Annotated in this window: 21 protein-coding genes, 1 pseudogene and 1 riboswitch; of the genes and pseudogenes, 6 read left to right on the top strand and 16 right to left on the bottom strand. The window is 68.8% G+C overall.

Annotated features, from left to right (window positions below; genetic code table 11):
- Positions 1-201: 201 nt before the first annotated feature.
- The 3 genes from ASD34_RS24985 (at position 202) to ASD34_RS24975 (ending at position 2,991) form a co-directional block, all read left to right on the top strand.
- On the top strand, positions 202-975 hold the full coding sequence (locus ASD34_RS24985) for a ferredoxin--NADP reductase (RefSeq protein ID WP_056583611.1): 774 nt from the start codon (positions 202-204) through the stop codon (positions 973-975).
- A gap of 100 nt (positions 976-1,075) precedes the next feature.
- The gene (locus tag ASD34_RS24980; protein WP_056583606.1) at positions 1,076-1,846 is read left to right on the top strand and encodes a TetR family transcriptional regulator; all 771 of its coding nucleotides are present in this window, start codon (positions 1,076-1,078) and stop codon (positions 1,844-1,846) included.
- Positions 1,792-2,991 (top strand): amidohydrolase family protein, encoded by a 1,200-nt coding sequence (locus tag ASD34_RS24975; RefSeq protein ID WP_056583604.1) that lies wholly within the window; start codon positions 1,792-1,794, stop codon positions 2,989-2,991. Before ASD34_RS24980 ends, ASD34_RS24975 begins: the two co-directional genes overlap by 55 nt.
- A 28-nt stretch (positions 2,992-3,019) precedes the next feature.
- Here the strand turns inward: ASD34_RS24975 and ASD34_RS24970 are convergent, their stop codons facing one another.
- The 4 genes from ASD34_RS24970 to metH form a co-directional block, all read right to left on the bottom strand.
- Complete coding sequence (locus ASD34_RS24970) at positions 3,020-3,433, bottom strand: GtrA family protein (RefSeq protein ID WP_056583594.1); 414 nt, start codon at positions 3,431-3,433, stop codon at positions 3,020-3,022.
- Positions 3,434-3,440: 7 nt separating this feature from the next.
- Positions 3,441-4,415, bottom strand: coding sequence for a glycosyltransferase family 2 protein (locus ASD34_RS24965; protein ID WP_056583592.1), 975 nt, complete (start codon positions 4,413-4,415; stop codon positions 3,441-3,443).
- Complete coding sequence (locus ASD34_RS24960) at positions 4,412-6,190, bottom strand: ArnT family glycosyltransferase (protein ID WP_235510247.1); 1,779 nt, start codon at positions 6,188-6,190, stop codon at positions 4,412-4,414. Before ASD34_RS24960 ends, ASD34_RS24965 begins: the two co-directional genes overlap by 4 nt.
- 100 nt (positions 6,191-6,290) lie before the next feature.
- Positions 6,291-9,053 (bottom strand): methionine synthase, encoded by a 2,763-nt coding sequence (gene metH / locus ASD34_RS24955; RefSeq protein ID WP_082549074.1) that lies wholly within the window; start codon positions 9,051-9,053, stop codon positions 6,291-6,293.
- A 22-nt stretch (positions 9,054-9,075) separates the two neighbouring features.
- A riboswitch (S-adenosyl-L-homocysteine riboswitch) is annotated at positions 9,076-9,151 on the bottom strand.
- A gap of 133 nt (positions 9,152-9,284) precedes the next feature.
- Between metH and ASD34_RS24950 the strand changes: the two genes are divergently transcribed.
- Both ASD34_RS24950 and ASD34_RS24945 read left to right on the top strand, forming a co-directional pair.
- On the top strand, positions 9,285-10,340 hold the full coding sequence (locus ASD34_RS24950) for an esterase/lipase family protein (protein ID WP_235510244.1): 1,056 nt from the start codon (positions 9,285-9,287) through the stop codon (positions 10,338-10,340).
- An 11-nt stretch (positions 10,341-10,351) separates the two neighbouring features.
- On the top strand, positions 10,352-11,263 hold the full coding sequence (locus tag ASD34_RS24945; RefSeq protein ID WP_056583586.1) for a lipase secretion chaperone: 912 nt from the start codon (positions 10,352-10,354) through the stop codon (positions 11,261-11,263).
- Positions 11,264-11,280: 17 nt separating this feature from the next.
- Here the strand turns inward: ASD34_RS24945 and ASD34_RS24940 are convergent, their stop codons facing one another.
- Positions 11,281-11,718, bottom strand: a complete 438-nt coding sequence (locus ASD34_RS24940) for a PACE efflux transporter (protein ID WP_056583580.1) — start codon at positions 11,716-11,718, stop codon at positions 11,281-11,283.
- Between the two features lie 110 nt (positions 11,719-11,828).
- Here ASD34_RS24940 and ASD34_RS24935 point away from each other — a divergent pair, with 110 nt between their 5' ends.
- Complete coding sequence (locus ASD34_RS24935) at positions 11,829-12,749, top strand: LysR family transcriptional regulator (RefSeq protein ID WP_056583573.1); 921 nt, start codon at positions 11,829-11,831, stop codon at positions 12,747-12,749.
- Positions 12,750-12,755: 6 nt separating this feature from the next.
- Here the strand turns inward: ASD34_RS24935 and ASD34_RS24930 are convergent, their stop codons facing one another.
- From ASD34_RS24930 to hutU, 11 genes and pseudogenes are all read right to left on the bottom strand, one after another.
- Positions 12,756-13,523, bottom strand: coding sequence for an SH3 domain-containing protein (locus ASD34_RS24930; protein WP_056583570.1), 768 nt, complete (start codon positions 13,521-13,523; stop codon positions 12,756-12,758).
- Between the two features lie 78 nt (positions 13,524-13,601).
- Entirely contained in the window at positions 13,602-14,648 is a 1,047-nt protein-coding gene (locus tag ASD34_RS24925; RefSeq protein WP_056583567.1) for a homocysteine S-methyltransferase family protein, read from the bottom strand.
- A 134-nt stretch (positions 14,649-14,782) separates the two neighbouring features.
- Positions 14,783-15,601 (bottom strand): N-formylglutamate deformylase, encoded by an 819-nt coding sequence (gene hutG / locus ASD34_RS24920; protein ID WP_056583564.1) that lies wholly within the window; start codon positions 15,599-15,601, stop codon positions 14,783-14,785.
- 10 nt (positions 15,602-15,611) lie between these two features.
- Positions 15,612-17,072, bottom strand: coding sequence for a formimidoylglutamate deiminase (locus ASD34_RS24915; protein WP_056583560.1), 1,461 nt, complete (start codon positions 17,070-17,072; stop codon positions 15,612-15,614).
- Positions 17,069-18,319, bottom strand: a complete 1,251-nt coding sequence (gene hutI / locus ASD34_RS24910) for an imidazolonepropionase (protein WP_082549121.1) — start codon at positions 18,317-18,319, stop codon at positions 17,069-17,071. Before hutI ends, ASD34_RS24915 begins: the two co-directional genes overlap by 4 nt.
- A 24-nt stretch (positions 18,320-18,343) precedes the next feature.
- On the bottom strand, positions 18,344-18,913 hold the full coding sequence (locus ASD34_RS24905) for a HutD family protein (protein ID WP_056583555.1): 570 nt from the start codon (positions 18,911-18,913) through the stop codon (positions 18,344-18,346).
- Positions 18,910-19,578: an amino acid ABC transporter permease gene (locus ASD34_RS24900; RefSeq protein ID WP_056583552.1), complete on the bottom strand. Its 669-nt coding sequence runs from the start codon at positions 19,576-19,578 to the stop codon at positions 18,910-18,912. The genes ASD34_RS24905 and ASD34_RS24900 overlap by 4 nt, the downstream gene beginning before the upstream one ends.
- Before the next feature lie 7 nt (positions 19,579-19,585).
- Positions 19,586-20,338 carry a transporter substrate-binding domain-containing protein gene (locus ASD34_RS24895; RefSeq protein WP_056583549.1) on the bottom strand — a complete coding sequence of 251 codons (753 nt, stop codon included), beginning with the start codon at positions 20,336-20,338 and terminating at the stop codon, positions 19,586-19,588.
- A gap of 49 nt (positions 20,339-20,387) precedes the next feature.
- Positions 20,388-21,122 (bottom strand): IclR family transcriptional regulator, encoded by a 735-nt coding sequence (locus ASD34_RS24890; protein ID WP_056583547.1) that lies wholly within the window; start codon positions 21,120-21,122, stop codon positions 20,388-20,390.
- 132 nt (positions 21,123-21,254) lie between these two features.
- Positions 21,255-21,407: pseudogene (locus ASD34_RS27305) on the bottom strand (phytanoyl-CoA dioxygenase); the annotation flags it as partial.
- Between the two features lie 84 nt (positions 21,408-21,491).
- Positions 21,492-23,213 (bottom strand): urocanate hydratase, encoded by a 1,722-nt coding sequence (gene hutU, locus ASD34_RS24885; protein ID WP_056583544.1) that lies wholly within the window; start codon positions 23,211-23,213, stop codon positions 21,492-21,494.
- Positions 23,214-23,216 lie beyond the last annotated feature (3 nt).

Genomic DNA, 23,216 nt, shown 5'->3' with positions numbered 1-23,216 from the left:
TTTCATGTTGCATTCACTACATCAAAGATCAATGTAGCAAACAGGCCCGATGCTTGCAATGGTGTTTTCTCGCGGTGTTCATCGGGGTTTTTCCGACCAACGACAATGCAGGGTTGCTAGCCGGCCGATGGCGGACGCCCCAAAGGCGTGCATTTCGGCTCAGCCACCTTTCCCTGTCTTCAACCAACACTTGAGTTCTGTATGAGTGCATTCAGCGAAGAACGCGTCCTGAGCGTCCACCACTGGACCGATCGCCTGTTCACCTTCACCACCACGCGCGACCCGGCGCTGCGCTTCTCGAACGGCCACTTCACGATGATCGGCCTGAAGGTCAACAACAAGCCCCTGCTGCGCGCCTACAGCATCGTGAGCCCGAACTACGAGGAGCATCTCGAGTTCCTGAGCATCAAGGTCGAAGACGGCCCGCTCACCTCGAAGCTGCAGCACATCCAGGTGGGCGACACCATCATCGTGGGCCGCAAGCCCACGGGCACGCTGCTCATCGACTACACGCTGCCGGCCAAGCGCCTGTACCTGTTCGGCACGGGCACCGGCCTGGCCCCGTTCATGAGCATCATCCGCGACCCCGAGACCTACGAGAAGTTCGAGCAGGTCATCCTGGTGCACGGCGTGCGCCAGGTCGACGAGCTGGCGTACCACGACCTCGTGACCGACCACCTGCCCAAGCACGAGATCCTGGGCGAGATGATCGCCAAGCAGCTGCTGTACTACCCGACGGTCACGCGCGAGGAGTTCCGCAACCAGGGCCGCGTCACCGACCTCATCGAGAGCAACAAGCTCACCGACGACCTCGGCCTGCCCCCGCTCAACGTCGAGGAAGACCGCGTGATGCTGTGCGGCAGCCCCGGCCTGCTGGTCGACCTGAAGCACATCCTGGAAAAGCGCGGCTTCAAGGAAGGCAACACGAGCACGCCGGGCGACTTCGTGGTCGAACGCGCCTTCGCCGAGAAGTAATGTCGGCCCCCCGGCTTTTCACTCGCTACGCTCGTGTAGCTCCACCCCCCATGGGGGAGGCGCGGTCCGCCTTGGGGCGGCCCGGCGGCGACCGCCTGTGATGGAGCGCAGGCCTGCTTCTGCCAAGCCCCAGCGCCGCACCGGCGTGCGCGAGGCCGCGGCCCAGGCCACGCGCGACAGCATCCTCAAGGCGGCGACCAAGGTGTTCGCCAAGTACGGCTACGACGGCGGCAGCGTGGAGAAGATCTCCAAGGCCGCCAAGTCGTACGACCGGATGATCTATTACTACTTCGGCAGCAAGGAGGGCCTGTTCATCGCGGTGCTCGAGGGCATCTACCAGCGCATGGACGATGCCGAGGCCGCCATTGCGCTCGACGCCTCGCGGCCCGTGGAAGCGCTCACCGAAGTCATCCGCTTCGTGCTCGGCTACTACCGCAAGAACCCCGAGTTCGTCACGTTGCTGAACACCGAGAACCTGCACAAGGGCCGGCACATCTCCAAGTCGCTGCGGGCGCGCGAGTACTCGTCGCGGGCGGTGGCCATCATTTCGGAAATCCTTGCCAGCGGTGCCGCGCAGGGCCTGTTTCGCAGCGACCTCGTGGCGCGCGACATCTACCTGCTGATCGCGTCCACCGGCTATTTCTACACCTCGAACCGGCACACGCTCACCGCCTTCCTCGGTGAACCGATGGAGTCGCCCCAGGCGGTCACGCATTGGGAAGATTTCGTGGTCGAGACCCTGCTGCGCACCGTGCGCGCAGACGACATCCAGGAACAAGACAACACCACCCCACCCCACGACGAGGACACCACGAAATGGCAGAAATCGCAGCCGGCGCAAAGTCGGGCAAGGTCGTCATCAAGAACATAGGGCTGCTGCTCTCGGGCGACATCGACAGGCCCATCCTCGACGCCGACACCCTCGTGGTGAACGACGGCCTGATCGTCGCGGTCGGCAAGGAAAAAGACTGCGACCTCGAAGGCGCGCAGACCGTCATCGACGCGCGCAAGACCTGCGTGGCGCCCGGCCTCATCGACAGCCACGTGCACCCCGTGTTCGGTGACTGGACACCGCGCCAGGGCCAGATCGGCTGGATCGATTCGACGATGCACGGCGGCGTGACCACCATGATTTCGGCGGGTGAGGTGCACCTGCCGGGCCGTCCGAAAGACATCGTCGGGCTGAAGGCGCTGGCCATCACCGCGCAGCGCGCCTTCGACAACTTCCGCCCCGGCGGCGTGAAGGTTCTCGCCGGCGCGCCGGTGATCGAAAAAGGCATGGTGGAGAGCGACTTCAAGGAACTCGCCGAAGCCGGCGTGGGCCTGCTCGGCGAAGTGGGCCTGGGCTCGGTGAAGGCCGGCTACGAGGCGAAAGAGATGGTGGCCTGGGCGCGCAAGTACGGCATCCAGAGCACGATCCACACGGGCGGCCCGTCGATCCCGGGCTCGGGCCTGATCGACAAGGACGTGGTGCTCGAGGCCGACGCCGACGTCATCGGCCACATCAACGGCGGCCACACCTCGCTGCCCGAGGCGCATGTGTGCGAGCTGTGCGAGAAGAGCACGCGCGCCATCGAGATCGTGCACAACGGCAACGAGAAGGTCGCCATCGCGGCGGCCAGGGCGGCGCTGGAACTGAAGTGCCCGCACCGCGTGATCCTCGGCACCGACGGACCCGCCGGCTCGGGCGTGCAACCACTGGGCATCCTGCGCATGGTGGCGATGCTGTCCTCCATCGCGAACATCCCGGCCGAGCTGGTGTTCTGCTTCGCCACGGGCAACACGGCGAAGATCCGCAAGCTCAACTGCGGCCTGATCGAAGTGGGCCGCGCCGCCGACTTCGTCTTCATGGACCGCGCCCAGCATTCGCCTGCGCCGGGGCTGCTCGAAAGCGTGCAGCTGGGCGACATCCCGGGCGTGGGCATGGTGATGATCGACGGCCTCGTGCGCTGCGGCCGCAGCCGCAACACGCCGCCTGCGACGGAGATTCCGGTGGTGGTGTCAGGCGGGCACTGAACGTGCCTGAACGCGCCCGACGGCGGCCTCAGCCACCGTTGCGGTGCGAGCGAAAGACCAGGTAGCGCGCCGACAGAAAGTTGGCGCCCAGGCCCGCGATGCTGCCCAGCGCGACGCCGAGCGCGGCGGCCCAGCGGCCTTCGACCCAGTGCAGCGTCAGCACGTAGGTGCCGTAGTTCAGCACCGCACCGGCCAGCATGGTCGTGAGGTAGCCCAGGTACTCGCGCCAGACCGAGCGCCCCGTGGCGGCCCCGGCCGCGCTCGCCGCGAAGGTGTAGCGGCGGTTGTAGAGCCAGGTGGTGGTGGCGGCGGCCAGGAAGGACACGACGCGCGCGCCGTACCACCCCAGCAGCGGCGCCAGCAGGTAGAGCACCGCCACGTCCACCACGAAGCCGATCACGCCGGCGACGGCGAACGACAGGAACTCGCGCCCGATCTTCATGCCGGCATCAGCGCGCGCGCAAGCTCTCGCGCACGCAGGGCTGCGCCAGGTAGCGCAACCGCTTGGCCTCCTGCCGGCCGAGCGTGACGGTGTGCATCACCACGCCGCAGACAAACGACAGCAGTGCCGCCAGCATCGCGCCGGTGGCGAGCACCGCCGTGGGCAGCCGCGGCACCAGGCCGGTGTGGGCGTAGGTCATGAACAGCGGCACGGCCAGCGCGAGCGCACCGATCGCGAGCACCGCGGCGACGATCGAGAAGAACTGCAACGGCCGCTCGCTGACAAAGAGCTTGCCGATGGTCTTCAGGATGCGCCAGCCGTCGCGGTAGGTCGAGAGCTTGCTGTGCGAGCCCTCGGGACGCGTGCTGTAGGCGGTGCCTTCCTCGGCGTAGGGCATGCGCAGCTCGAGCGCGTGCACGGTGAGTTCGGTCTCGATCTCGAAGCCCTGCGACAGCGCGGGGAACGACTTGGCATAGCGGCGCGAGAACACGCGGTAGCCCGAGAGCATGTCGGTCAGGCCGCCACCGAAGAGCTGCGCCACGGTGCCCGTGAGCAGCCAGTTGCCGAAGCGGTGGCCGGCGCGGTAGGTGAGTGCGTCCTGCCCGTCGTCGACGCGGCTGCCGACCACCATGTCGAGGTTGCCCTCGACCAGTCGCGCGATGAGGCGCGGCGCGGCGGTGGTGTCATAGGTGGCGTCGCCGTCGACCATCACGTAGATGTCGGCTTCGACGTCGGCGAACATGCGCCGCACCACGTTGCCCTTGCCGCGCGCGGCCACGTGCGTGACGATCGCGCCGGCCGCGCGGGCCACGGCGGCCGTGTCGTCGGTGGAGTTGTTGTCGAAGACGTGGATCTCGACGCCGGGCAAGGCCGCGCGGAAGCCTTCGACTACCTGGGTGATGGCCAGGGCCTCGTTGAAGCAGGGAATGACGGCGGCAATGCGCGGCATGGCGGACAGGGAGGCGGATCGGTCGTCGGTCATGGTGCGGTCAGGGGGGCGGTCGCCGGAAGCAGTCGGTAGGCCCGGCTGCCGTCTTGTTCGTGCAGCAAGCCATAGTATTTGTCGAAGTCAGGCCGCACGCTGAGCACTTTCACCATCTCGGGCGACATGACGACGGTGGTGAAGCCCTCGGCGGCCAGCTTGCGCGCCGTGTCGCCGGGCGACAGCAGCAGGTAGTCGCGGTAGCGCCAGCGTCCGAGCGTGTCGCCCCAGATCGGGTTGGGGCCGTAGTAGATCGCCTCGTTCAGCGCGATCTGGTAGACGCGGCCGGTCACGTTGCGGCGCACATAGTCCATGACGCCGTAGCCCGGCACGTGCTTGCGCAGGAAGGCCTCGCGCGCCTCGGGCGTGAGCGAGATCATCGACACCTTGGTGGCCGTCTGCCCGACCGACACGGCGGCCAGCACGGCCAGCAGCAGCACGACGACCCAGTCGCCGACGCCGGCACCGCTGCGCGGGCCGGCGGGTGCGACGGCAGCGGGGGCGCCGCGCAGGCGGCGCACGCCCGCCGCGATCCAGCCGAACAGCACCTGCCAGCCCACGGCCGCCGTCATGGCGAGCAGCGGGAACGAGGCCATGAGGTAGCGCGGGTAGCGCGAGGTCACGACCCACACGGCCACCGAATACAGGCAGAACCAGCCCGCCGCGCGCACGGCGGCGGAGCGCTTCCAGAGCACGCTGAAAGGCGCGAGGAACACCGACCAGATCAGCGCGTTGGGCATCTCGGCGTGGTCGCGCACGTCGGCCACCTGCTGCACGTAGTCGGCCGGCACCCATTCGGTGAAGCCGAACACGCGCGCGCCGATCGGGTTGAAGGGGTCGCCCGTCATGATGGCGTTGCGCGCGTACCAGTAGATGCACGGGATCAGGAAGCACAGCAGCGCGGGCGCCCAGGCCCGCCACACGCGGCGCTCGTGGCGCACCACGAACAGCGCCACCAGCGGCAGGAAGATCAGCGCCTGGTACTTCGAACCCGCCGCCACGCCGAGGCAGAAAGCCGCAAGCGACAGCCAGCGCGTGCCGTCGCGCAGCGGTTCGGACGGTTCAGACTCACGCCACCACCACAGCGCCACGCAGGCCGACAACACGAACAGCGCCACGCCCATGTCGATCAGCGCGTTGGCGTAGTCGCCCATGCCCAGCCAGATGGCTGCGCCGATGCAGGCAGTGAGCCGGTTGGCATGCAGGATGCCCAGGCGGAAGATCATCAGCACCGACAGCGCACCCGCCAGGGCGTTGAGGAAGTGCGGCAGCACGTCGTCGCCCACCTGCAGCGCGGCGGCGTACAGCAGGTTGTAGTTGTACGGGAACCAGGGGTAGCGCAGCCAGTCGTGGATGCCCAGCGTGCCCTGCTGCGCCACGAGGCGTGCATACGGCAGGTGGTACATCAGCTCGTCGAAGGCGGCCGGCGGCGCGAGCGGCGCCACCAGTGCCGGCAATGCGACCAGCGCCAGCGCGATGGCGGCGATGCGCTCGAAGCGGCTCCACGGCGGGGTGGCGGGTGCGGCCGCGCGCAGTGCGCGGATGTCGGCGCGCCAGCCGCGCCACTGCCACGCGGCGGCCACGACGCCCGCGCCGACCAGGCCCAGCGTGGCCTCGCGGCGGAACAGCCCGAAGATCGCCAGCGCCTGGAAGGCACAGATGTACAGGCCGACGCCAAGCGCCGCGGCCATGGCGGCTTCGAGCCAGGCGTCGCGGCGCGACGGGGGACGCAGGCGCGCGAGCACCGCGCGGCCGGCACCCCAGCAGGCGATCACGAAGATCGCGAACTGGGTGTAGTGCGCGGCGGCAAAGATCAGCTTCTGAATATCAACTCCCGTGGCCGGTCACTCCGGTCGCGCCGACCGGCCGGCAGGTTCAAAGGTTCGGCGCCAGCAGGCGCTCGAGCTCCGCTTCGCTCGCATGGCGCCGCGCGGCCTGGTCCTGCAACTGGTCGTGCCCGATCTTGCCGACGTTGAAGTACGTCGCGTCGGGGTGCCCGAGGTAGAAGCCGCTCACGCTGGCGGCGGGCATCATAGCGAGGCTCTCCGTCAGGGTCATGCCAATGTCCGCGCAGTTCAGAAGGTCGAACATCGGGCCCTTCACGCTGTGGTCGGGGCAGGCCGGATAGCCGGGCGCGGGGCGGATGCCGCGGTACTTCTCGGCAATCATGTCCTCGTTGCTGAGGCCTTCGTCGGGCGCGTAACCCCACAGGTCGGTGCGCACGCGGTGGTGCATCGCCTCGGCAAAAGCCTCGGCCAGCCGGTCGGCCAGGGCCTTGAGCATGATGGCGGAGTAGTCGTCGAGGTCGTCGATGAAGAACTTCTCTTTCTTCTCGACGCCCAGGCCGGCCGTGACGGCGAACATGCCGACGTAGTCCTTCACGCCGCTGTCCTTCGGCGCGACGAAGTCGGCCAGGCAGCGGCTGGGGCGCATCACACCGTCGATCACCTGCTTCTCGGTCTGCTGGCGCATGCCGTACCAGGTGAGCGCGACTTCGCTGCGCGTCTCGTCGGTGTACAGCTCGATGTCGTCGTCGTTCACGGTGTTGGCAGGCCAGAAGCCGACCACGCCGCTGGCGCTGAGCCAGCGCCCTTCGATGAGGCGCTTGAGCATGCGCTGGCCATCGGCGTACACGCGCACGGCCTCGGTGCCGACGATCTCGTCCTTCAGGATGGCAGGGAACGGGCCGGCCAGGTCCCAGGTCTGGAAGAACGGGCCCCAGTCGATGTACTTCGCCAGCTCGGTGAGGTCGAAGTTCTTGAACAGGCGCCGGCCGATGAACTTGGGCACGGGCGGTGTGTAGCTCGACCAGTCGACCGGCGTCTTGTTGGCGCGCGCCTTGGCCAGCGGCCACATCGGCACCTGCTTTTTGTTGGCGTGCTGCGTGCGCACCTTGGCGTAGTCGGCGTTGATCTCGTCGATGTACGCGGTGGCCTGATCGGAGAGCAGGCTCTGCGCCACGCTCACGCTGCGCGAGGCGTCGGGCACGTAGACCACGGGGCCTTCGTAGTGCGGCGCAATTTTCACGGCGGTGTGCACGCGGCTGGTGGTGGCGCCGCCGATGAGCAGCGGGATCTTCCTGATGCGGAAGTGGTCGTCCTTCTGCATCTCGCCGGCCACGTACTGCATCTCTTCGAGGCTGGGCGTGATGAGGCCCGACAGGCCCACGATGTCCGCGCCCTCGACCTTGGCCTTCGCAAGAATTTCGTGGCACGGGACCATCACGCCCATGTTCACCACTTCGAAGTTGTTGCACTGGAGCACGACGGTGACGATGTTCTTGCCGATGTCGTGCACGTCGCCCTTCACGGTGGCGATGATGATCTTGCCCTTGGTGCGCACGTCGCGGCCCGCGGCCTCGTCCTGGCGCTTCTCTTCCTCGATGTAGGGGATGAGGTGGGCCACGGCCGACTTCATCACGCGCGCCGACTTCACCACCTGCGGCAGGAACATCTTGCCCTGGCCGAACAGGTCGCCCACGATGTTCATGCCGTCCATGAGCGGGCCTTCGATCACGTGCAGCGGGCGCCCGCCCTTGGCGAGGATGGCCTGGTAGGCCTCTTCGGTGTCTTCGACGATGAAGTCGGTGATGCCGTGCACCATCGCGTGCGACAGGCGCTGGTTGACGTGCACCGGGTGCTCGGGCGTGCCGCGCCATTCGAGCTTCTTGCTGTCGTCCTTGGCGCCGCTCTTGGCGGTCTCGGCCACTTCGACGAGGCGCTCGCCTGCGTCGGAGCGGCGGTTGAGCACCACGTCTTCCACGCGCTCGCGCAGCGTGGGTTCCAGGTCGTCGTACACGCCGACCATGCCGGCGTTGACGATGCCCATGTCCATGCCCGCCTGGATCGCGTGGTACAGGAACACGGTGTGGATGGCTTCGCGCACGGGGTCGTTGCCGCGGAAGCTGAAGCTCACGTTGCTCACGCCGCCCGACACCTTGGCGCCCGGCAGGTTCTGCTTGATCCAGCGCACGGCGTTGATGAAGTCGACCGCGTAGTTGTCGTGCTCCTCGATGCCGGTGGCAATGGCGAAGATGTTCGGGTCGAAGATGATGTCTTCGGGCGGAAAGCCCACCTCGTCGACCAGCACGCGGTAGGCGCGCTCGCAGATCTCGATCTTGCGTGCGTAGGTGTCGGCCTGGCCCTTCTCGTCGAAGGCCATGACGACCGCGGCGGCGCCGTAGCGCTTGACCAGCTTGGCCTCGTGCTTGAACTTGTCGACGCCCTCCTTCATGGAGATGGAGTTGACGATGCCCTTGCCCTGGATGCAGCGCAGCCCGGCCTCGATCACGTCCCACTTCGAGCTGTCGACCATCACCGGCACGCGCGCGATGTCGGGCTCGCTGGCAATGAGGTTCAGGAAGCGGACCATGGCGGCCTTGCTGTCCAGCATGGCCTCGTCCATGTTGATGTCGATCACCTGCGCGCCGTTCTCCACCTGCTGGCGCGCGACGGCCAGGGCGTCCTCGAACTGGCCGTTGAGGATCATGCGCGCGAAGGCCTTGGAGCCGGTGACGTTGGTGCGCTCGCCGATGTTGACGAACAGCGAACCTTCGCCGATGGCGACCGGCTCAAGGCCGGACAGCTTCATGGGAGGGGGAGCGACGGGAGCGGAAACGGATGCGGGAATCTGGGACATGGCCTCACCTGCGGAAGAGTCGAACAGGCGAGCGTCGTTGTCGCCCCAAGCCTGACGATTCGCCTCTGTGGCGAACCGCTGCAACGCTCCTTGGGAAGTCGCGCATTTTAGGTCGATTCGATGGCGCCCTGGGAAAACCCCAGTTTTCATTCCTGCATGCGTCAACAGAATGCGCCCACCGTTTCCGAACGAACGTTCGTGTTTTTAACCAGACGTGAGGGAGAGCGCCAGATGGTCAGGAAGTCGATTGCCCGGTTGCAGCATGCAGCCACCCCGATGCGCGCCGTGGCCCTGGGCTGCGGTCTCCTGGCCGCCGCGGCCCTCACGGTTCTCGCGGCACCGGCCCGTGCCGCGGCCAGCGGCACGGCCACGCGCGTCGAGGCCTTCGTCACCTCCGACATGGCGAAGACCAAGTACCCGATCGTGCTGGTCCACGGCCTGCTGGGCTTCGACAACCTGCTGGGCGTCGACTATTTCTACGACATCCCCGGCCAGCTGGCCGGCGCGGGCGCCAAGGTGTACGTGGCGCAGGTGTCGGGCACCAACACCTCCGAGATCCGCGGCGAGCAGCTGCTGCAGGAGCTCAAGACCATCCGCGCGCTCGAGCAGAACCCCACGCTCAAGTTCAACCTCATCGGCCATTCGCAGGGCTCGCCCACGGTGCGCTACGTGGCGGCGGTGGCGCCCGACATGGTGGCGTCGGTCACGTCGGTGGGTGGCGCCAACGGTGGCTCGAAGGTGGCCGACCTGCTGGCCAGACTGCCCGAAGGCGGCATCGCCCAGACGCTGGTGGTGAAGGCGGTCGGGCTGCTGACGGGAATGATCGGTTTCCTCTCGGGCAAGGACCCGAGCCAGCTGCCCGAGGTGCCGCTGAACGCACTGGCCTCGCTCACGACGGCGGGCGGCGCGGCCTTCGACGCCAGGTTCCCGCAGGGGCGCCCCGCCGCGGGCTCGTCGTGCGACGTGAAGAGCGGCCCGGCCGTCGTCAACAACGTGCGCTACTACTCGTGGTCGGGCGTATCGACCAGCTTCAACCTCTTCGACCCGAGCGACACGGCGCTCTCGACGCTGGGCAGCCTGTTCTTCTTCGGCGAGGCCAACGACGGCCTGCTCGCGGTCTGCACCACGCGACTGGGCACGCACCTGGGCGACTACCGCCAGAACCACCTCGACGAGGTGAACCAGGCCTTCGGCAACACCTACGGCAGCCAGTTCCCGTACTACGAGAAGAAGCCGCCAGCGCTGTTCAGGGAACAGGCTGCCCGACTCAAGAGCGCGGGACTCTGAGGACGCGGTCCATGCGCGGCGTGGCCTTGACCATCGGCGCGGTCGCGCTGGTGGCCGCGGGAACCGGCTGGCTGGCGCTCGGCCCCGAGGCGGTCGAAGCGCCACGGGCCGCCGCGCCCCGCGCCACGGCGGCGGTCGCAGCGCCCACCACGCCCCGTCCCGCGCAACCAGCCGCCGCCGCCCCGGACGCCCTGCTCACCAGCGGCCTCATCACCCTCTTCGACCAGGTGCTCGCCGAAGCGCAGGCCGACAGCAAGGCCACGCTCATGGCCCGCGCGCCCGCCCTGCTCGCCAAACACCTGCGCGAAGACTGGCGCGTGCGTGCGCTGGGCCTGCTGGAGCGCTACGTCGACATGCAGGAAACCCTGCGCACGCTGCAGCCGCCCGCGCCCGGCGACCCGGCCTTCCTGCGCCGCAGCCTGGAAGCGCGCGAGGCCGTGCGCCGCCAGTACTTCGCGCCCGAGGAAATCGAAGGCCTGTTCGGCGACCAGATCCGGCAGGACCAGTTCATGGCCGAGAAGATGGAGCTGCTGTCCAACCCCGACCTCACGCCCGAGCAGCGCGCGGCGGCGCTGGCGCAGAGCGAGCAGGCCTGGCTGTCGCCTGCCCAGCGCGAGGTGCGCAAGGACGCGGTGGCCCATCTCGACGTGATGCGCCAGACCGAGGCGCTGCAGACGCGCGGCGCGAGCCCCCAGGAGCGCTTTGCCGCGCGCAGCGAGGCCTACGGCTACGAGGTGGCGCGCGGCCTGGCCACGCTCGACCAGGAAACGCAGGAGTGGAACGCCCGGCTCGACCGCTATGCCAACGCGCCCGAGGCCGAGCGGGCCGTGCTGCGCGAGACGCTCTTCAACGAGAACGAGCGCTTGCGCCTGAGCGGGGCCCTGGCGATGCGCTCGGCCGCCGCGCCAAGGCCGGCGAAATAAGCCGGATCGATGCCGCCTTACGCAGGCTGCGCTTCCCCCATCGCCGAAGCCGGCAGGCCGAACACGCGATCGAAGGCCCAGTTGAAGGCGAAGGTGTAGACCAGGAAGAACACCACCAGGCCCAGGTCCATCACCAGCGCCTGCCAGAGCGACACGCCCAGGCCCCAGGCCAGCATCGGCACCAGGAACGCGATCAGGCCGCCTTCGAAGCCGATGGCGTGGGCGATGCGGCGCTTCAGGCTGCGCCCGCGCACCGCCTGGCGCGATTCCCAGCGCTCGAACAGGGCGTTGAACGTCAGGTTCCAGATCACGGCGATGACCGAGGCACCCACGGCCAGCAGGCCCGAGTGGCCCAGCCCCGCGTCCGACATCAGGGCCAGGCCGGCGCTGGCCGCCACGATGGCGATGCCCTCGTAGAGGGAGATGTAAACGATCCGGCGCTGAATGCCCTGCATGAATTTCTCTGTGTGTTTGACTGCGATGGGTGGACTTTATTTGTGTTTTACTGATATAAAAAGTTAACTTATTTCAGTTTTATTGATAGATCGGACAGATCGGGCACGCCATGGCTTTCTCCAGCGACAACGTCGAGGTCTTCCTGGCCGTGATCGATCACGGCTCCTTTTCAGCCGCCGCCCGGGCGCTGCGCAAGGTGCCGTCGGCCGTGAGCATGGCCATCGCCAACCTCGAGGCCGAACTGGCGCTGCCGCTGTTCGACCGCAGCGGCCGCGAGCCCCAGCCCACCGCTGCCGCGCGCTCGCTCGAACCGCAGGCGCGACTGCTCGCGGCCCAGCTGCGGCAGCTGCAGGTGCAGGCGCTGGCGCTCACGCAGGGACTGGAAGACCGGCTCACGCTGGCCATCGCGCCCGAGCTGCTGGCCGCGCCGTGGAGCGGGCCGCTGGCTGCGCTGGCCGACGACTACCCGCTGCTGCAGGTCGAGGTGCTGGCCGCGCCGCAGGCCGATGCATTGGCGCTGTTGCACAGCGGCCGGGCCCAGCTGGCGCTGGTGTTCGAGCGCCCCAGCCTTGACGGCCGGGAGGGCTTCCAGGAGGTCGGCAGCGACACCATGGTCGCGGTGATGGCGCCCGACCACCCGGTGTTGCGCGCCGCGGCCGGCGAGCGCCTGCGCGAGGAGCACCTCACCAACACGCGGCAGATCGTGGTCGCCGGGCGCGACCTGGGCACCAGCGACCCGCGCTTCGTGTTCGCGCGGCATGTCTGGCGCACCGACAACGCGCTGGCCGCGCTGAGCCTGATCACTGCCGGGCTGGGCTGGGGCTGGCTGCCGCGCAACTTCGCGCGGCCGCATGTGGCGGCCGGCGCGCTGGTCGAGATTCCGTTCGAGAACCTCAGCAACGGGCTTGACCTGTGGGTGGATGTGGTGTGGTCGCGCGAACGGCCGTTGGGCCTGGGCGCGCAGCGCTTCGTGGCGCTGATCGCGCGCGACCGGCAGGCGGCCGCCGGCATCGAGACGCCGACCGTCTGACCCTGCTCAGGACCGGCCGTGGCCGTGTCCACCTCCGCCGCCGTGCCCGCCACCACCACCACCCCCGCCGTGCGGACGCCCGCCTCCACCACCACCGCCCCCACCGGGCCGGCCCCCGCCCGGATGCGGATGCGACACGCCCGGCGGCGGTCCGGGCCGGAAGCCCGGCTGTGGCCGCGGTGGACGGAAACCGGGGTCGACGGGCGGCCGGTAACCCGGCCCACCGGGCGGGCGAACGCCCGGGCCATGCGGTGGCCGGACGCCGGGCCCGTGCGGCGGTCGCACGCCCTGCCCCGGCGGCCAGGGCCGCGGCTGCCAGGCCGGGCGCACAGGCGGCGGCGGGCGCCAGCCCGCGATCGGCGGCGGTGGCCGCTGGCCCCACCAGCGCCGGTCGCCGTACCAGGGGCGGTCGCGGTAGTAGTCGGCCCAGTAGCTGCCAATCACGAAGCTCACGATGGGCACGCCGATGACCGCGCCGTAGGTGGCCAGCGGCACGCGCTGCTGCTGGTAGGCGTAGTCGAGGTTCCTCGACCAGACCCAGCCGCGCCCGCCGTCAGGCAGCACCACGTCGCACCAGCCGTAGCCGCTGGTACAGCCGACCACGTCGACCGGCTGCCCCGGCCCGAGCCGTGCCACCAGCGGGTAGTCGCCCGAGGGCCCGGCGCGCAGGTTGACCGCGCCGCGCGTGAAGGCCTGCTGCGCCGCCGCCGCAAGCGGCAGCAGCAAGACGAGCGCGCCCAAGGCAGCGCGGCGCAAGAAGGATGTGGCGTTCATGGGAGGCTCCTGTGCGCGCCAGCGTAGGCGCGGGGCGGGGAGCCGTCAATCAGCCGAAGGCGCGCACGGCGCCTGGCTTCAGGCAGCTTCCTTGTAGAAGCCGTTTGTGTTCAACAGGCGCCCCTTGGCAGGCGCCACCGCCGCGCCGATCGCCGCGATGTGGTCCGGCGTGGTGCCGCAGCAGCCGCCCACGATGTTCACCAGCCCCTCGGCCGCGAACTCGTGCAGCAGGCGCGAGGTGACGTCGGGCGTCTCGTCGAAGCCCGTGTCGCTCATCGGATTGGGCAGGCCGGCGTTCGGGTAGCAGCTGATGTAGGTGTCGCCCGCCACGCGCGCCAGCTCCTGGATGTAGGGGCGCATCAGCGTCGCGCCCAGCGCGCAGTTCAGGCCGATGGCCAGCGGCTGCGCATGGCGCACGCTGTGCCAGAAGGCGGTGACGGTCTGGCCGCTGAGGATGCGGCCCGAGGCGTCGGTCACCGTGCCGCTGATGATCAGCGGCAGGCGCTGCCCGCTGTTGTCGAAATACTCGTCCACCGCGAACAGCGCGGCCTTGGCGTTGAGCGTGTCGAAGATGGTTTCGACCAGGATCACGTCGGCGCCGCCTTCCACGAGCGCTTCGGTCTGCTCGTAGTACGCCGCGCGCAGCGATTCGAAATCGACATTGCGTGCGCCCGGGTCGTTCACGTCGGGGCTGATGCTGGCGGTCTTGGGCGTCGGGCCGAGGGCGCCGGCCACGAAGCGCGGCTTGTCCGGCGTGCTGTACTTGTCGCAGGCCGCGCGCGCCAGCCTGGCCGATTCGAGGTTCATCTCGCGCGCCAGGTGGGCCATCTTGTAGTCCTCCTGCGCGATGGTGGTGGCGCCGAAGGTGTTGGTCTCGATGAGGTCGGCGCCGGCCGCGAGGTAGGCCTCGTGGATGTCGGTGATGACGTCGGGGCGCGTGAGCGAGAGCAGCTCGTTGTTGCCCTTCACGTCGCGCTCGAAATCCTTGAATCGCTCGCCGCGGTACTGCTCTTCGGTGAGCTTGAAGCGCTGGATCATCGTGCCCATCGCGCCGTCGAGGATGGCAATGCGCTGGGCGAGGATGCCAGGCAGGGCCTGGCCGCGGGTGTAGACAAGAGGCTTCATAGCCCCCTATTCTCGCTCGCCCCCAGGCTCCGCGGCACTTCGTGTCCGCTTCTCCTCCCCCCTACCGGGGGCAACGCCGATCGACCGGCAAAGCCGGATCGATGGCGTTCCACCTGAACGCGAAAGCGGCCGGCTCAACGGCTCTCGACGAAGGCCAGCACCGCCTCCAGCATCCGGCGCACGTGCGGCTTCACGCCCGCGGCCACGTCGGGCAGGTAGTCGAAGGGCAGCGCTTCCTGCATGTAGCTCGACTGGGTCATCTCCAGCTGCACCGCGTGCACGCCGCCGGCCGGGTTGCCGTACTGGCGCGTGATGTGGCCGCCCTTGAAGCGGCCGTTGAGCACGCCGGTGTAGCCCGGCGCCGATTCGGCGATGCCGCGCAGCGTGGCGGCCAGCACGGGGTCGCAGCTCTTGCCGTCGGCGGTGCCCAGGTTCAGGTCGGGCAGCTTGCCTTCGAAGAAGCGCGGCAGCACCGAGCGGATCGAGTGCGCGTCCCACAGCGCGACGGTGCCGTGCGCGGACGTCAGGCGGTCGAGCTCGGCCTGCAGCTGCTGGTGGTAAGGACGCCAGACGGCGTCGCGGCGTTCGGCGATCTCGGCGTCGGACGGCTGCTCGGCGGCGTTCGCGTAGACCGGCGTGTCGTCGAAGGTGTCGACCGGGCACAGGCCGGTGACGCTCTGGCCCGGGTACAGGCTGGCACCGTCCGGCGGACGGTTCAGGTCGACCACGTAGCGCGAATGCGTGGCCACGAGCACCGAGGCGCCGAGTGCATCGGCAAAGTCGTAGAGCTGTTCGAGGTGCCAGTCGGTGTCGGGCACATGGCGTGCCTCGTCGGTGAAGCGCGCGGCCAGCGCGGGCGGCACGTGCGTGCCGACGTGCGGCATGGAAATCAGCAGCGGGCGCGTGCCCTGGCGAAAGCGGAACGCCGGTTCGGTGGTGGTGAAGAGGGGCATGGGTGAATTCTCAGTCCTGCAGGAGTCGAGTGCGCGCGGCCACGAAGGCCGACACGGCCTCGTCATGCAGCACGTGGCGGCCAGCGGCGACGCGCGCGCGGCCCGCCACCCAGACCGCATCGACGGCCGAGGTACGGTGGCTCGCGAACACATGGGCCGAAAGCATGTCGGGTGCCGACAGGCCCTGCAGCGCGACATGCGCCGCATCGAGCACGACGAAGTCGGCCTGCTGGCCCGCGGCGAGTCCGCCCACCGCGCGCGCCGAGGCCTGCGCGCCGCCCTGCACGGCCTCGAGCGTGAGCGCGGTGGCCACGTGCGGCTGCGCCGCGCTGGCGCCGACGTTGCGCTGGCGTTTGGCCAGGCGCTGGCTGTATTCGAGCATCAGCAGCTCCTCGGCCGCGTTGACGCTGGCGTGGCTGTCGGAGCCCACGCCCCAGGCGCCGCCATGGCTGCGCCATTTCGCGAAGTCGAAGATGCCGTCGCCCAGGTTGGCCTCGGTCGTCGGGCACAGGCCCGCGACGGCGCCGCTGCGCGCGGCGTATTCGTATTCGGCGTCGTTCATGTGCGTGGCGTGCACGAGGCACCAGCGCGCATCGACGCGCGCGTGGTCGAGCAGCCATTCGACCGGGCGCAGGCCGCTCCATTCGACGCAGTCGTCCACTTCCTTGGTCTGCTCGGCGATGTGGATGTGGACCGGCGCCGTGCGGTCGATGGCATCGAGACCGGCAAGCGCCTCGTGCAGCGCGTCGGGCGGCACGGCGCGCAGCGAATGCGGCGCCAGGCCCAGGCGCGCGCCCTGCGCATCGCAGTCGGGCTTGAGCGTTTCGAGCAGGCGCAGCATCGACTCGGTCGAGCGGATGAAGCGGCGCTGCCCCTCGGTGGGCGGCTGGTCGCCGAAACCGCTGGTCTGGTAGAGCACCGGCAGCAGCGTGAAGCCGATGCCGGTGGCCTGCGCAGCGCGCAGCAGCGCGCGGCTCAGCGCCGCGTCGTCGGTGTAGGGGCGCCCGTCGGTGTCGTGGTGCACGTACTGGAACTCGCACACGCTGGTGTAGCCCGCCTCGAGCATCTCGGCATACAGCCAGGTCGCAATGGCTTCCATGTGCTGCGGGCCGAGACGCGCGGCAAAGCGGTACATCAGCGTGCGCCAGCTCCAGAAACTGTCGGCAACGCCCCCTGGCGCCGACAACGTCGGCACCTCCCCCCGAGGGGGGCGAGAAAGCTCGGGGCGGCCCGTCGCTTTCTCTGGTTCGGCACGGTGCTCGGTCAGGCCCGCGAAGGCGCGCTGGAAGGCGTGCGAATGCAGGTTGGGCATGCCGGGGATCACGGGACCTTGGGCGGCTTGCGCATCGGCAGGGCGTTGTGCGCCGGCCTGCACCTGCGTGAGCTGGCCCGCGTCGTTCCACGTCAGCAGAACGTTCCTGGTCCATCCTTCGGGCAGCAGCGCGTCGGCTGCGAAAAGCGTGTGTGTCATTCGGTGGCTCCGATGGCGATGCGCCCCTGGCGCACCACGGTGCGCACCGGCTGTTGGCCGAACCAGTAGGCCAGCTCGGCCGCATCGTTCAGGTTCCAGAGCACGAAGTTGGCGGGCATGCCGGGCGCGATCGCGCCGTGCGTGGCCTGCAGGCCCAGCGCGCGCGCGGCATGCACGGTGACGCCGGCCAGCGCCTCGGGCACGGTGAGGCGGAACAGCGTGCAGGCCATGTTGATCATCAGCAGCAGGCTCAGCGTCGGCGAAGTGCCGGGGTTGTGGTCGGTCGACACGGCCATCGGCACGCCCGCGGCGCGCAGCGCGTCGATGGGCGGCAGGTGCGTGTCGCGCAGCGTGTAGTAGGCGCCGGGCAGCAGCACGGCCACGGTGCCCGACTGGCGCATGGCCGCGATGCCCTCGGCCGACAGGTGCTCGATGTGGTCGCACGAGAGCGCCCCGTAGCGCGCGGCCAGCGCGGCGCCGCCCATGTCCGACAGCTGCTCGGCATGCAGCTTGACCGGCAGGCCCAGCGCCTTGGCGGCCTGGAAGACCTGCTCGGTTTCCTCGAGCGAGAAGGCGATGCGTTCGCAGAACACGTCGACCGCGTCGACCAGCCCTTCGGCCGCGAGCGCGGGCAGCATCTCGTGGCAGACGAGGTCGATGTACTCGGCGCTGCGACCTGCATATTCCGGCGGCAGCGCATGCGCACCGAGGAAAGTGGTGCGCACGGTCACGCCGTAGGCTTCGCCCAGGCGACGCGCCACGCGCAACTGCTTGCGCTCGTGTTCGAGCGCCAGGCCGTAGCCCGACTTGATCTCGATGGCGCAGACGCCATCGGCCAGCAATTGTTCGAGACGCGACGCGGCCTGCGCGAACAGCGTGTCCTCGTCCGCTTCGCGCGTGGCGCGCACCGACGAGACGATGCCGCCGCCGGCCTTGGCCACTTCTTCGTACGTCGCACCCGCGAGCCGCATCGCGAACTCGTTGGCGCGCTGGCCGCCGTAGACCAGGTGCGTGTGGCAATCGACGAGGCCGGGCGTGACGAGCGCGCCGCCGCCGTCGTGCGGCGCGAGCCCCGCGAACTCGGCGGGCAGATCGGCGCGCGCACCGACCCAGCGGACCGCGCCCTGCGCGACCACGAGGGCGGCGTCGGCATCGGGCGCCAACGTGACGCCGGGCGCCGCACCGGGCGCCAGGCGCAGGCCGGTCCACAGGCCGTCGGCCGAGGGGAATTCGCTCGCGGGTTTCATCGTCATCCTTTGTCCTCTTGCCGGTCAGGCCGGCACGAAGCGCACGGCCACGAGCCGCGCGTCGTTGCTCGCCGGTGTGGCTTGCCACGCTGGCGCGGCGTCGGTCCAGCACAGGCCCTCGCCTTCGCCCAGGCCTTCGTCATTCAAGCGCCAATCGCCGCGCAACGCCAGCAGCACGCCGTGCGCTGCGGGCGCGATGTCGGCGACGTGGTCCAGCACCTGCACATCGGCGCGCCACTGGCCACTGCGCGTCATCACGTTGAAGTCGTTCGAGGCGCCGCCGAGCAGCGTGCAGTCGATCGGGTCGTCGCCGGAAAAGGCGAAGGGCTGGTGCGGCACGTCGAGCCGGTGTGACACGCGGCCGTCGTGCGTGAACAGACGCACGCCGTCGCCTTCGAGCAGCATGATCTGCCGCTCGACACCGGGGAACACCGAGAACGGACCGGGCGACGCGATGGTCGCAATGCTCACGCGCCAGCCGAAGCTGTCGAGCCCCGCGCCGGGCGGCCAGCTGGCGATTTCCTGCGTGGTGCCGCCGCCGTTCTTCCAGGGCGTGGCGCACAGGGCCGCGCGCGAAAAGCGCTGCACGCTCATCGCATCAACCCGCCCTGGCGCAGGCGCTGCTCGAAGTGGCGCAGCACCAGCGTCATGGTGCCCGTGAGCACGAAGTAGACGACCGCGATGGCAAGGTACACCTCCAGCGAGCGGTACGACACGCTGATGATCTTCTGCCCTTCGTGCATCACGTCGTGAATGGTCAGCAGCGACACCAGCGCCGAGTTCTTGATGAGCGCGATGAACTCGTTGCCCAGCGGCGGAATCATGCGCACCACGGCCTGCGGCAGCACGATCTCGCGCATCGCGGTGGCCGGCGTCATGCCCAGCGACTGCGCCGCCATGGTCTGGCCCTTGTCGATCGACTGGATCGCGCCGCGCACGATCTCCGACACATAGGCGCCCGAGTACACGCCCAGCCCCAGCACGCCGCACAGGAAAGCGGGCAGCAGGATGCCGAAGTGCGGCAGGCCGAAGAACAGGATGAACAGCTGCACCAGCAGCGGCGTGCCGCGAATGGCCGCCACGTAGGCGGTGCACACGCCGTAGATCCAGCGCCGCTTCGGGTTCAGCCGGCCGATGCCGGCCAGCAGGCCCAGCACGCAACCGAGCGCCAGCGCGCAGGCGGTGATCTCCACCGTGACCAGCGCGCCGCGCAGCAGGTCGGGCCAGCCCTGCCAGACGGGCGAGAAATCGAGATCCATGGCCCGCTTACTTGGTGTTCGCGCTGAACCACTTCTTCACGATGGCCGCATACGTGCCGTCGGCCTTCAGCTTCTCGATCGCGCCGTTCACGGCCTTGGTCAGCTCGGGCGTGTCCTTGCGGATGGCCATGCCGTATTCCTCGGTGGTGATCTGCTCGTCGAGCACCTTCAGGCCGCCGCGCGTGCGCACGTACTGGAAGGCGGCGGGCTTGCCGGTGACCGCGGCGTCGGCGCGGCCGATGTCCACGAGGTTGAACATCTCCTGGTTCTTCTCGACTTCCATCAGCTGCACCTGCGGGAATTTCTCCTTGGTGTAGGCCACCGACTTGGTGCCCACCTGCACGCTGACCTTCTTGCCGTTGATGTCGGCCGGCTTCTTGATGGTCGTGTTGTTGTCCTTCACCATGACCACGAGGCCGCCCGCGTAGTAAGGCACGGTGAAGTCGACGACCTTCTTGCGCTCGTCGGTGATGTAGATGCCCGAGACGGCCATGTCGAAGCGCTTCGAAATGAGGCCCGGCACGAGGCCCTTGAAGTCGATGTCGATCCACTCGATCTTGCGGCCCAGCGTCTTGCCGATCGCTTCCACCAGCTCGACGTCGAAACCGGTGCGCTTGCCGTTTTCCACGAACTCCATCGGCGGGAAGGTGGCGTCGGTGGCCACGCGCAGCGGCTCGCCCTGGGCTTGTGCAGCGCCAGCGAAACCGAGGAAGGCGAAGCCGGACAGGGCGGCGGCGACGAGGGTGCGACGGGTGTTCATGGGAGGGCTTTCGTGGAGGTGAGGAGAAAGAAAAAAAGAAACAGCACGGCTACTGCAGTGCGCGCGAGATGCGGGCCGCCGTGACGACGGTCATGTGGACCAATGCAGCTTCCATGCCTTCGACACGCGTGAGCGGTGCCATCAGCGTGATCGCCCCGCGCAGGCGCCGGCCCGCGGCCAGCACCGGCGCGCTCGCGCCCCACACGCCGGCATCGACCTCGCCGTGCGTCACGGCATGGCCGGCCGCGCGGATGGCGTCGAGTTCGGCGGCGCGCTCGGCGCGGCGTTCGGGCGCTTCGTCCAGGCCGTCGAGCAGCAGGTCGCGCGTGTCGGCCGGCGCGTGCGCCAGCAGGCACTTGGCGCTGGCGCCGTCACGCGCGGGCACGCTGCGGCCGCGGTCGAAGGAGCAGCGCAGCGACTGTTCGCTGTCGATCATCTCCAGGCACACGACGCGCTCGTTCACGAGGGTGACGAGCGCCACGCTCTCGTGGCTTTGCTGCGCCAGCGCGCGCATGTCGACGCGCGCAGCCATCACGAGGTCGGAGTTGCCGTCGAAGCCGCTGGCCAGTTGCACGCTCACGGGCCCCGGCGAGTAGCGGCCCTCGGACTCCATCACGAAGCCCCAGCGGCGCAGCGTGGCGACCTGCCGGTACAGCGTGCTCTGCGACAGGCCCGTGGCCTGCACCAGCTCGGCCGCCGTCATCGCCACCTTGCTTTGCGCCAGCACCGACAGCACGAACAGCGCGCGGTCGTTGTGGGCGGGAGCTTCAAGCGGAGTCGTCATCGGGGGCAATCGCTGGGCGGTCGAAAGTGGATGCGGCGTGCAGTATCTTGCTCGCCGTTCCCACGTCCAAGCCCGAATTCCCACGCGATGGGAATGAGCGCGTTTTTTCTTTCTACCTTCGTCTTACCCGGCTCAGCCCACGAGCCGCGGAAAGAGCGCGTCGTCCATCGGCGCACCGGCCGGCAGGCGCTCGGCCAGGCCCGGGAAATCGGGCGAGGTCTTCCAGCTGCGGGGCGCGTGGCGGATGTCGTCGCCCAGGAACCGCACTGAGAACACGCGGCGCTGCTGATCGGAAGCATCGAGAGCCATCGTCGGGCCACCTTCTTTTTTGGGTGTCGGTGACCCGCTTTTTTTACTGCACTCGGCGAGTCACTTGACCATCGGCAGCTTCAGGCCCTGCTTCTTCGCCGTGGCAACCGCGATGTCGTAGCCCGCGTCGGCATGGCGCATGACGCCGGTGGCCGGGTCGTTGAAAAGCACGCGCCCGATGCGCTGGGCCGCCGCGTCGGTGCCGTCGCACACGATCACCACGCCCGAGTGCTGCGAATAGCCCATGCCCACGCCGCCGCCGTGGTGCAGGCTGACCCAGGTGGCGCCGCCCGCGGTGTTGAGCAGCGCGTTGAGCAGCGGCCAGTCGCTCACCGCATCGGTGCCGTCCTTCATCGCCTCGGTCTCGCGGTTCGGGCTCGCGACCGAGCCGGTGTCCAGGTGGTCGCGGCCGATGACGATGGGTGCCTTCAGTTCGCCGTTCTTCACCATCTCGTTGAAGGCCAGGCCGGCGATGTGGCGCTCGCCCAGGCCCAGCCAGCAGATGCGCGCGGGCAGGCCCTGGAACGCGATGCGCTCACGCGCCATGTCGAGCCAGCGGTGCGTGTGGGTGTTCTCGGGGAACAGCTCCTTGATCTTGGCGTCGGTCTTGTAGATGTCTTCCGGGTCGCCCGACAGCGCCACCCAGCGGAACGGGCCCTTGCCTTCGCAGAACAGCGGACGGATGTAGGCCGGCACGAAGCCGGGGAAGTCGAAGGCGTTCTTCACGCCTTCGTCGAACGCAACCTGGCGGATGTTGTTGCCGTAGTCGACCGTGGGGATGCCCATGGCCTGGAAGTCGAGCATGGCCTGCACGTGCACGGCGCACGACTTCGCGGCGGCCTTCTTCAGCGCATCGTGCTGCGACACGTCCTTCATGGCGGCCTGCCATTGCGGCACCGTCCAGCCCGAAGGCAGGTAGCCGTTGATCAGGTCGTGCGCGGAGGTCTGGTCGGTGACGAGGTCAGGCTTGAGGCCACCGGTCTTCGCACGCTTGACCAGTTCCGGGAGGATGTCGGCCGCGTTGCCGAGCAGCGCGATCGACACGGCTTCCTTCGCGTCGCAATGCTGCTGGATGAGTTCGAACGCATGGTCGATGTCGCGCGCCTGCTTGTCGACATAGCGCGTGCGCAGGCGGAAGTCGATGCTCGACTGCTGGCACTCGATGTTGAGCGACACGGCGCCCGCCAGCGTGGCCGCGAGCGGCTGCGCGCCGCCCATGCCGCCCAGGCCGGCCGTGAGGATCCACTTGCCCGCGAGGCTGTTGTTGTAGTGCTGGCGGCCGGCTTCGACGAAGGTCTCGAAGGTGCCTTGCACGATGCCCTGGCTGCCGATGTAGATCCAGCTGCCAGCGGTCATCTGGCCGTACATGAAGAGGCCCTTGCGGTCGAGTTCGTTGAAGTGCTCCCAGGTGCCCCACTTGGGCACGAGGTTCGAGTTGGCGAGCAGCACGCGCGGTGCGTTCTCGTGCGTCTTGAACACGCCGACCGGCTTGCCCGACTGGATGAGCAGCGTCTCGTCGTCGTTCAGCTCCTTCAGCGACGCGAGGATCTGGTCGTAGCAGGCCCAGTTGCGCGCGGCGCGGCCGATGCCGCCGTACACCACGAGGTCCTGCGGGCGCTCGGCCACCTCGGCGTCGAGGTTGTTCTGCAGCATGCGGAACGGGGCTTCGGTGAGCCAGCTCTTGCAGTTCAGCTCGGTGCCGCGCGGCGCGCGGATCACGCGCGTGGGGTCGTGGCGCGGATCGGTGGATTGGTTCAGGTCGATCTTGTCGGGTGCGTTCATGGC

This window comes from Variovorax sp. Root473 (assembly GCF_001426505.1).
Classification (GTDB): Bacteria; Pseudomonadota; Gammaproteobacteria; order Burkholderiales; family Burkholderiaceae_C; genus Variovorax.
This window is presented reverse-complemented; position numbering and strand designations above follow the sequence as displayed.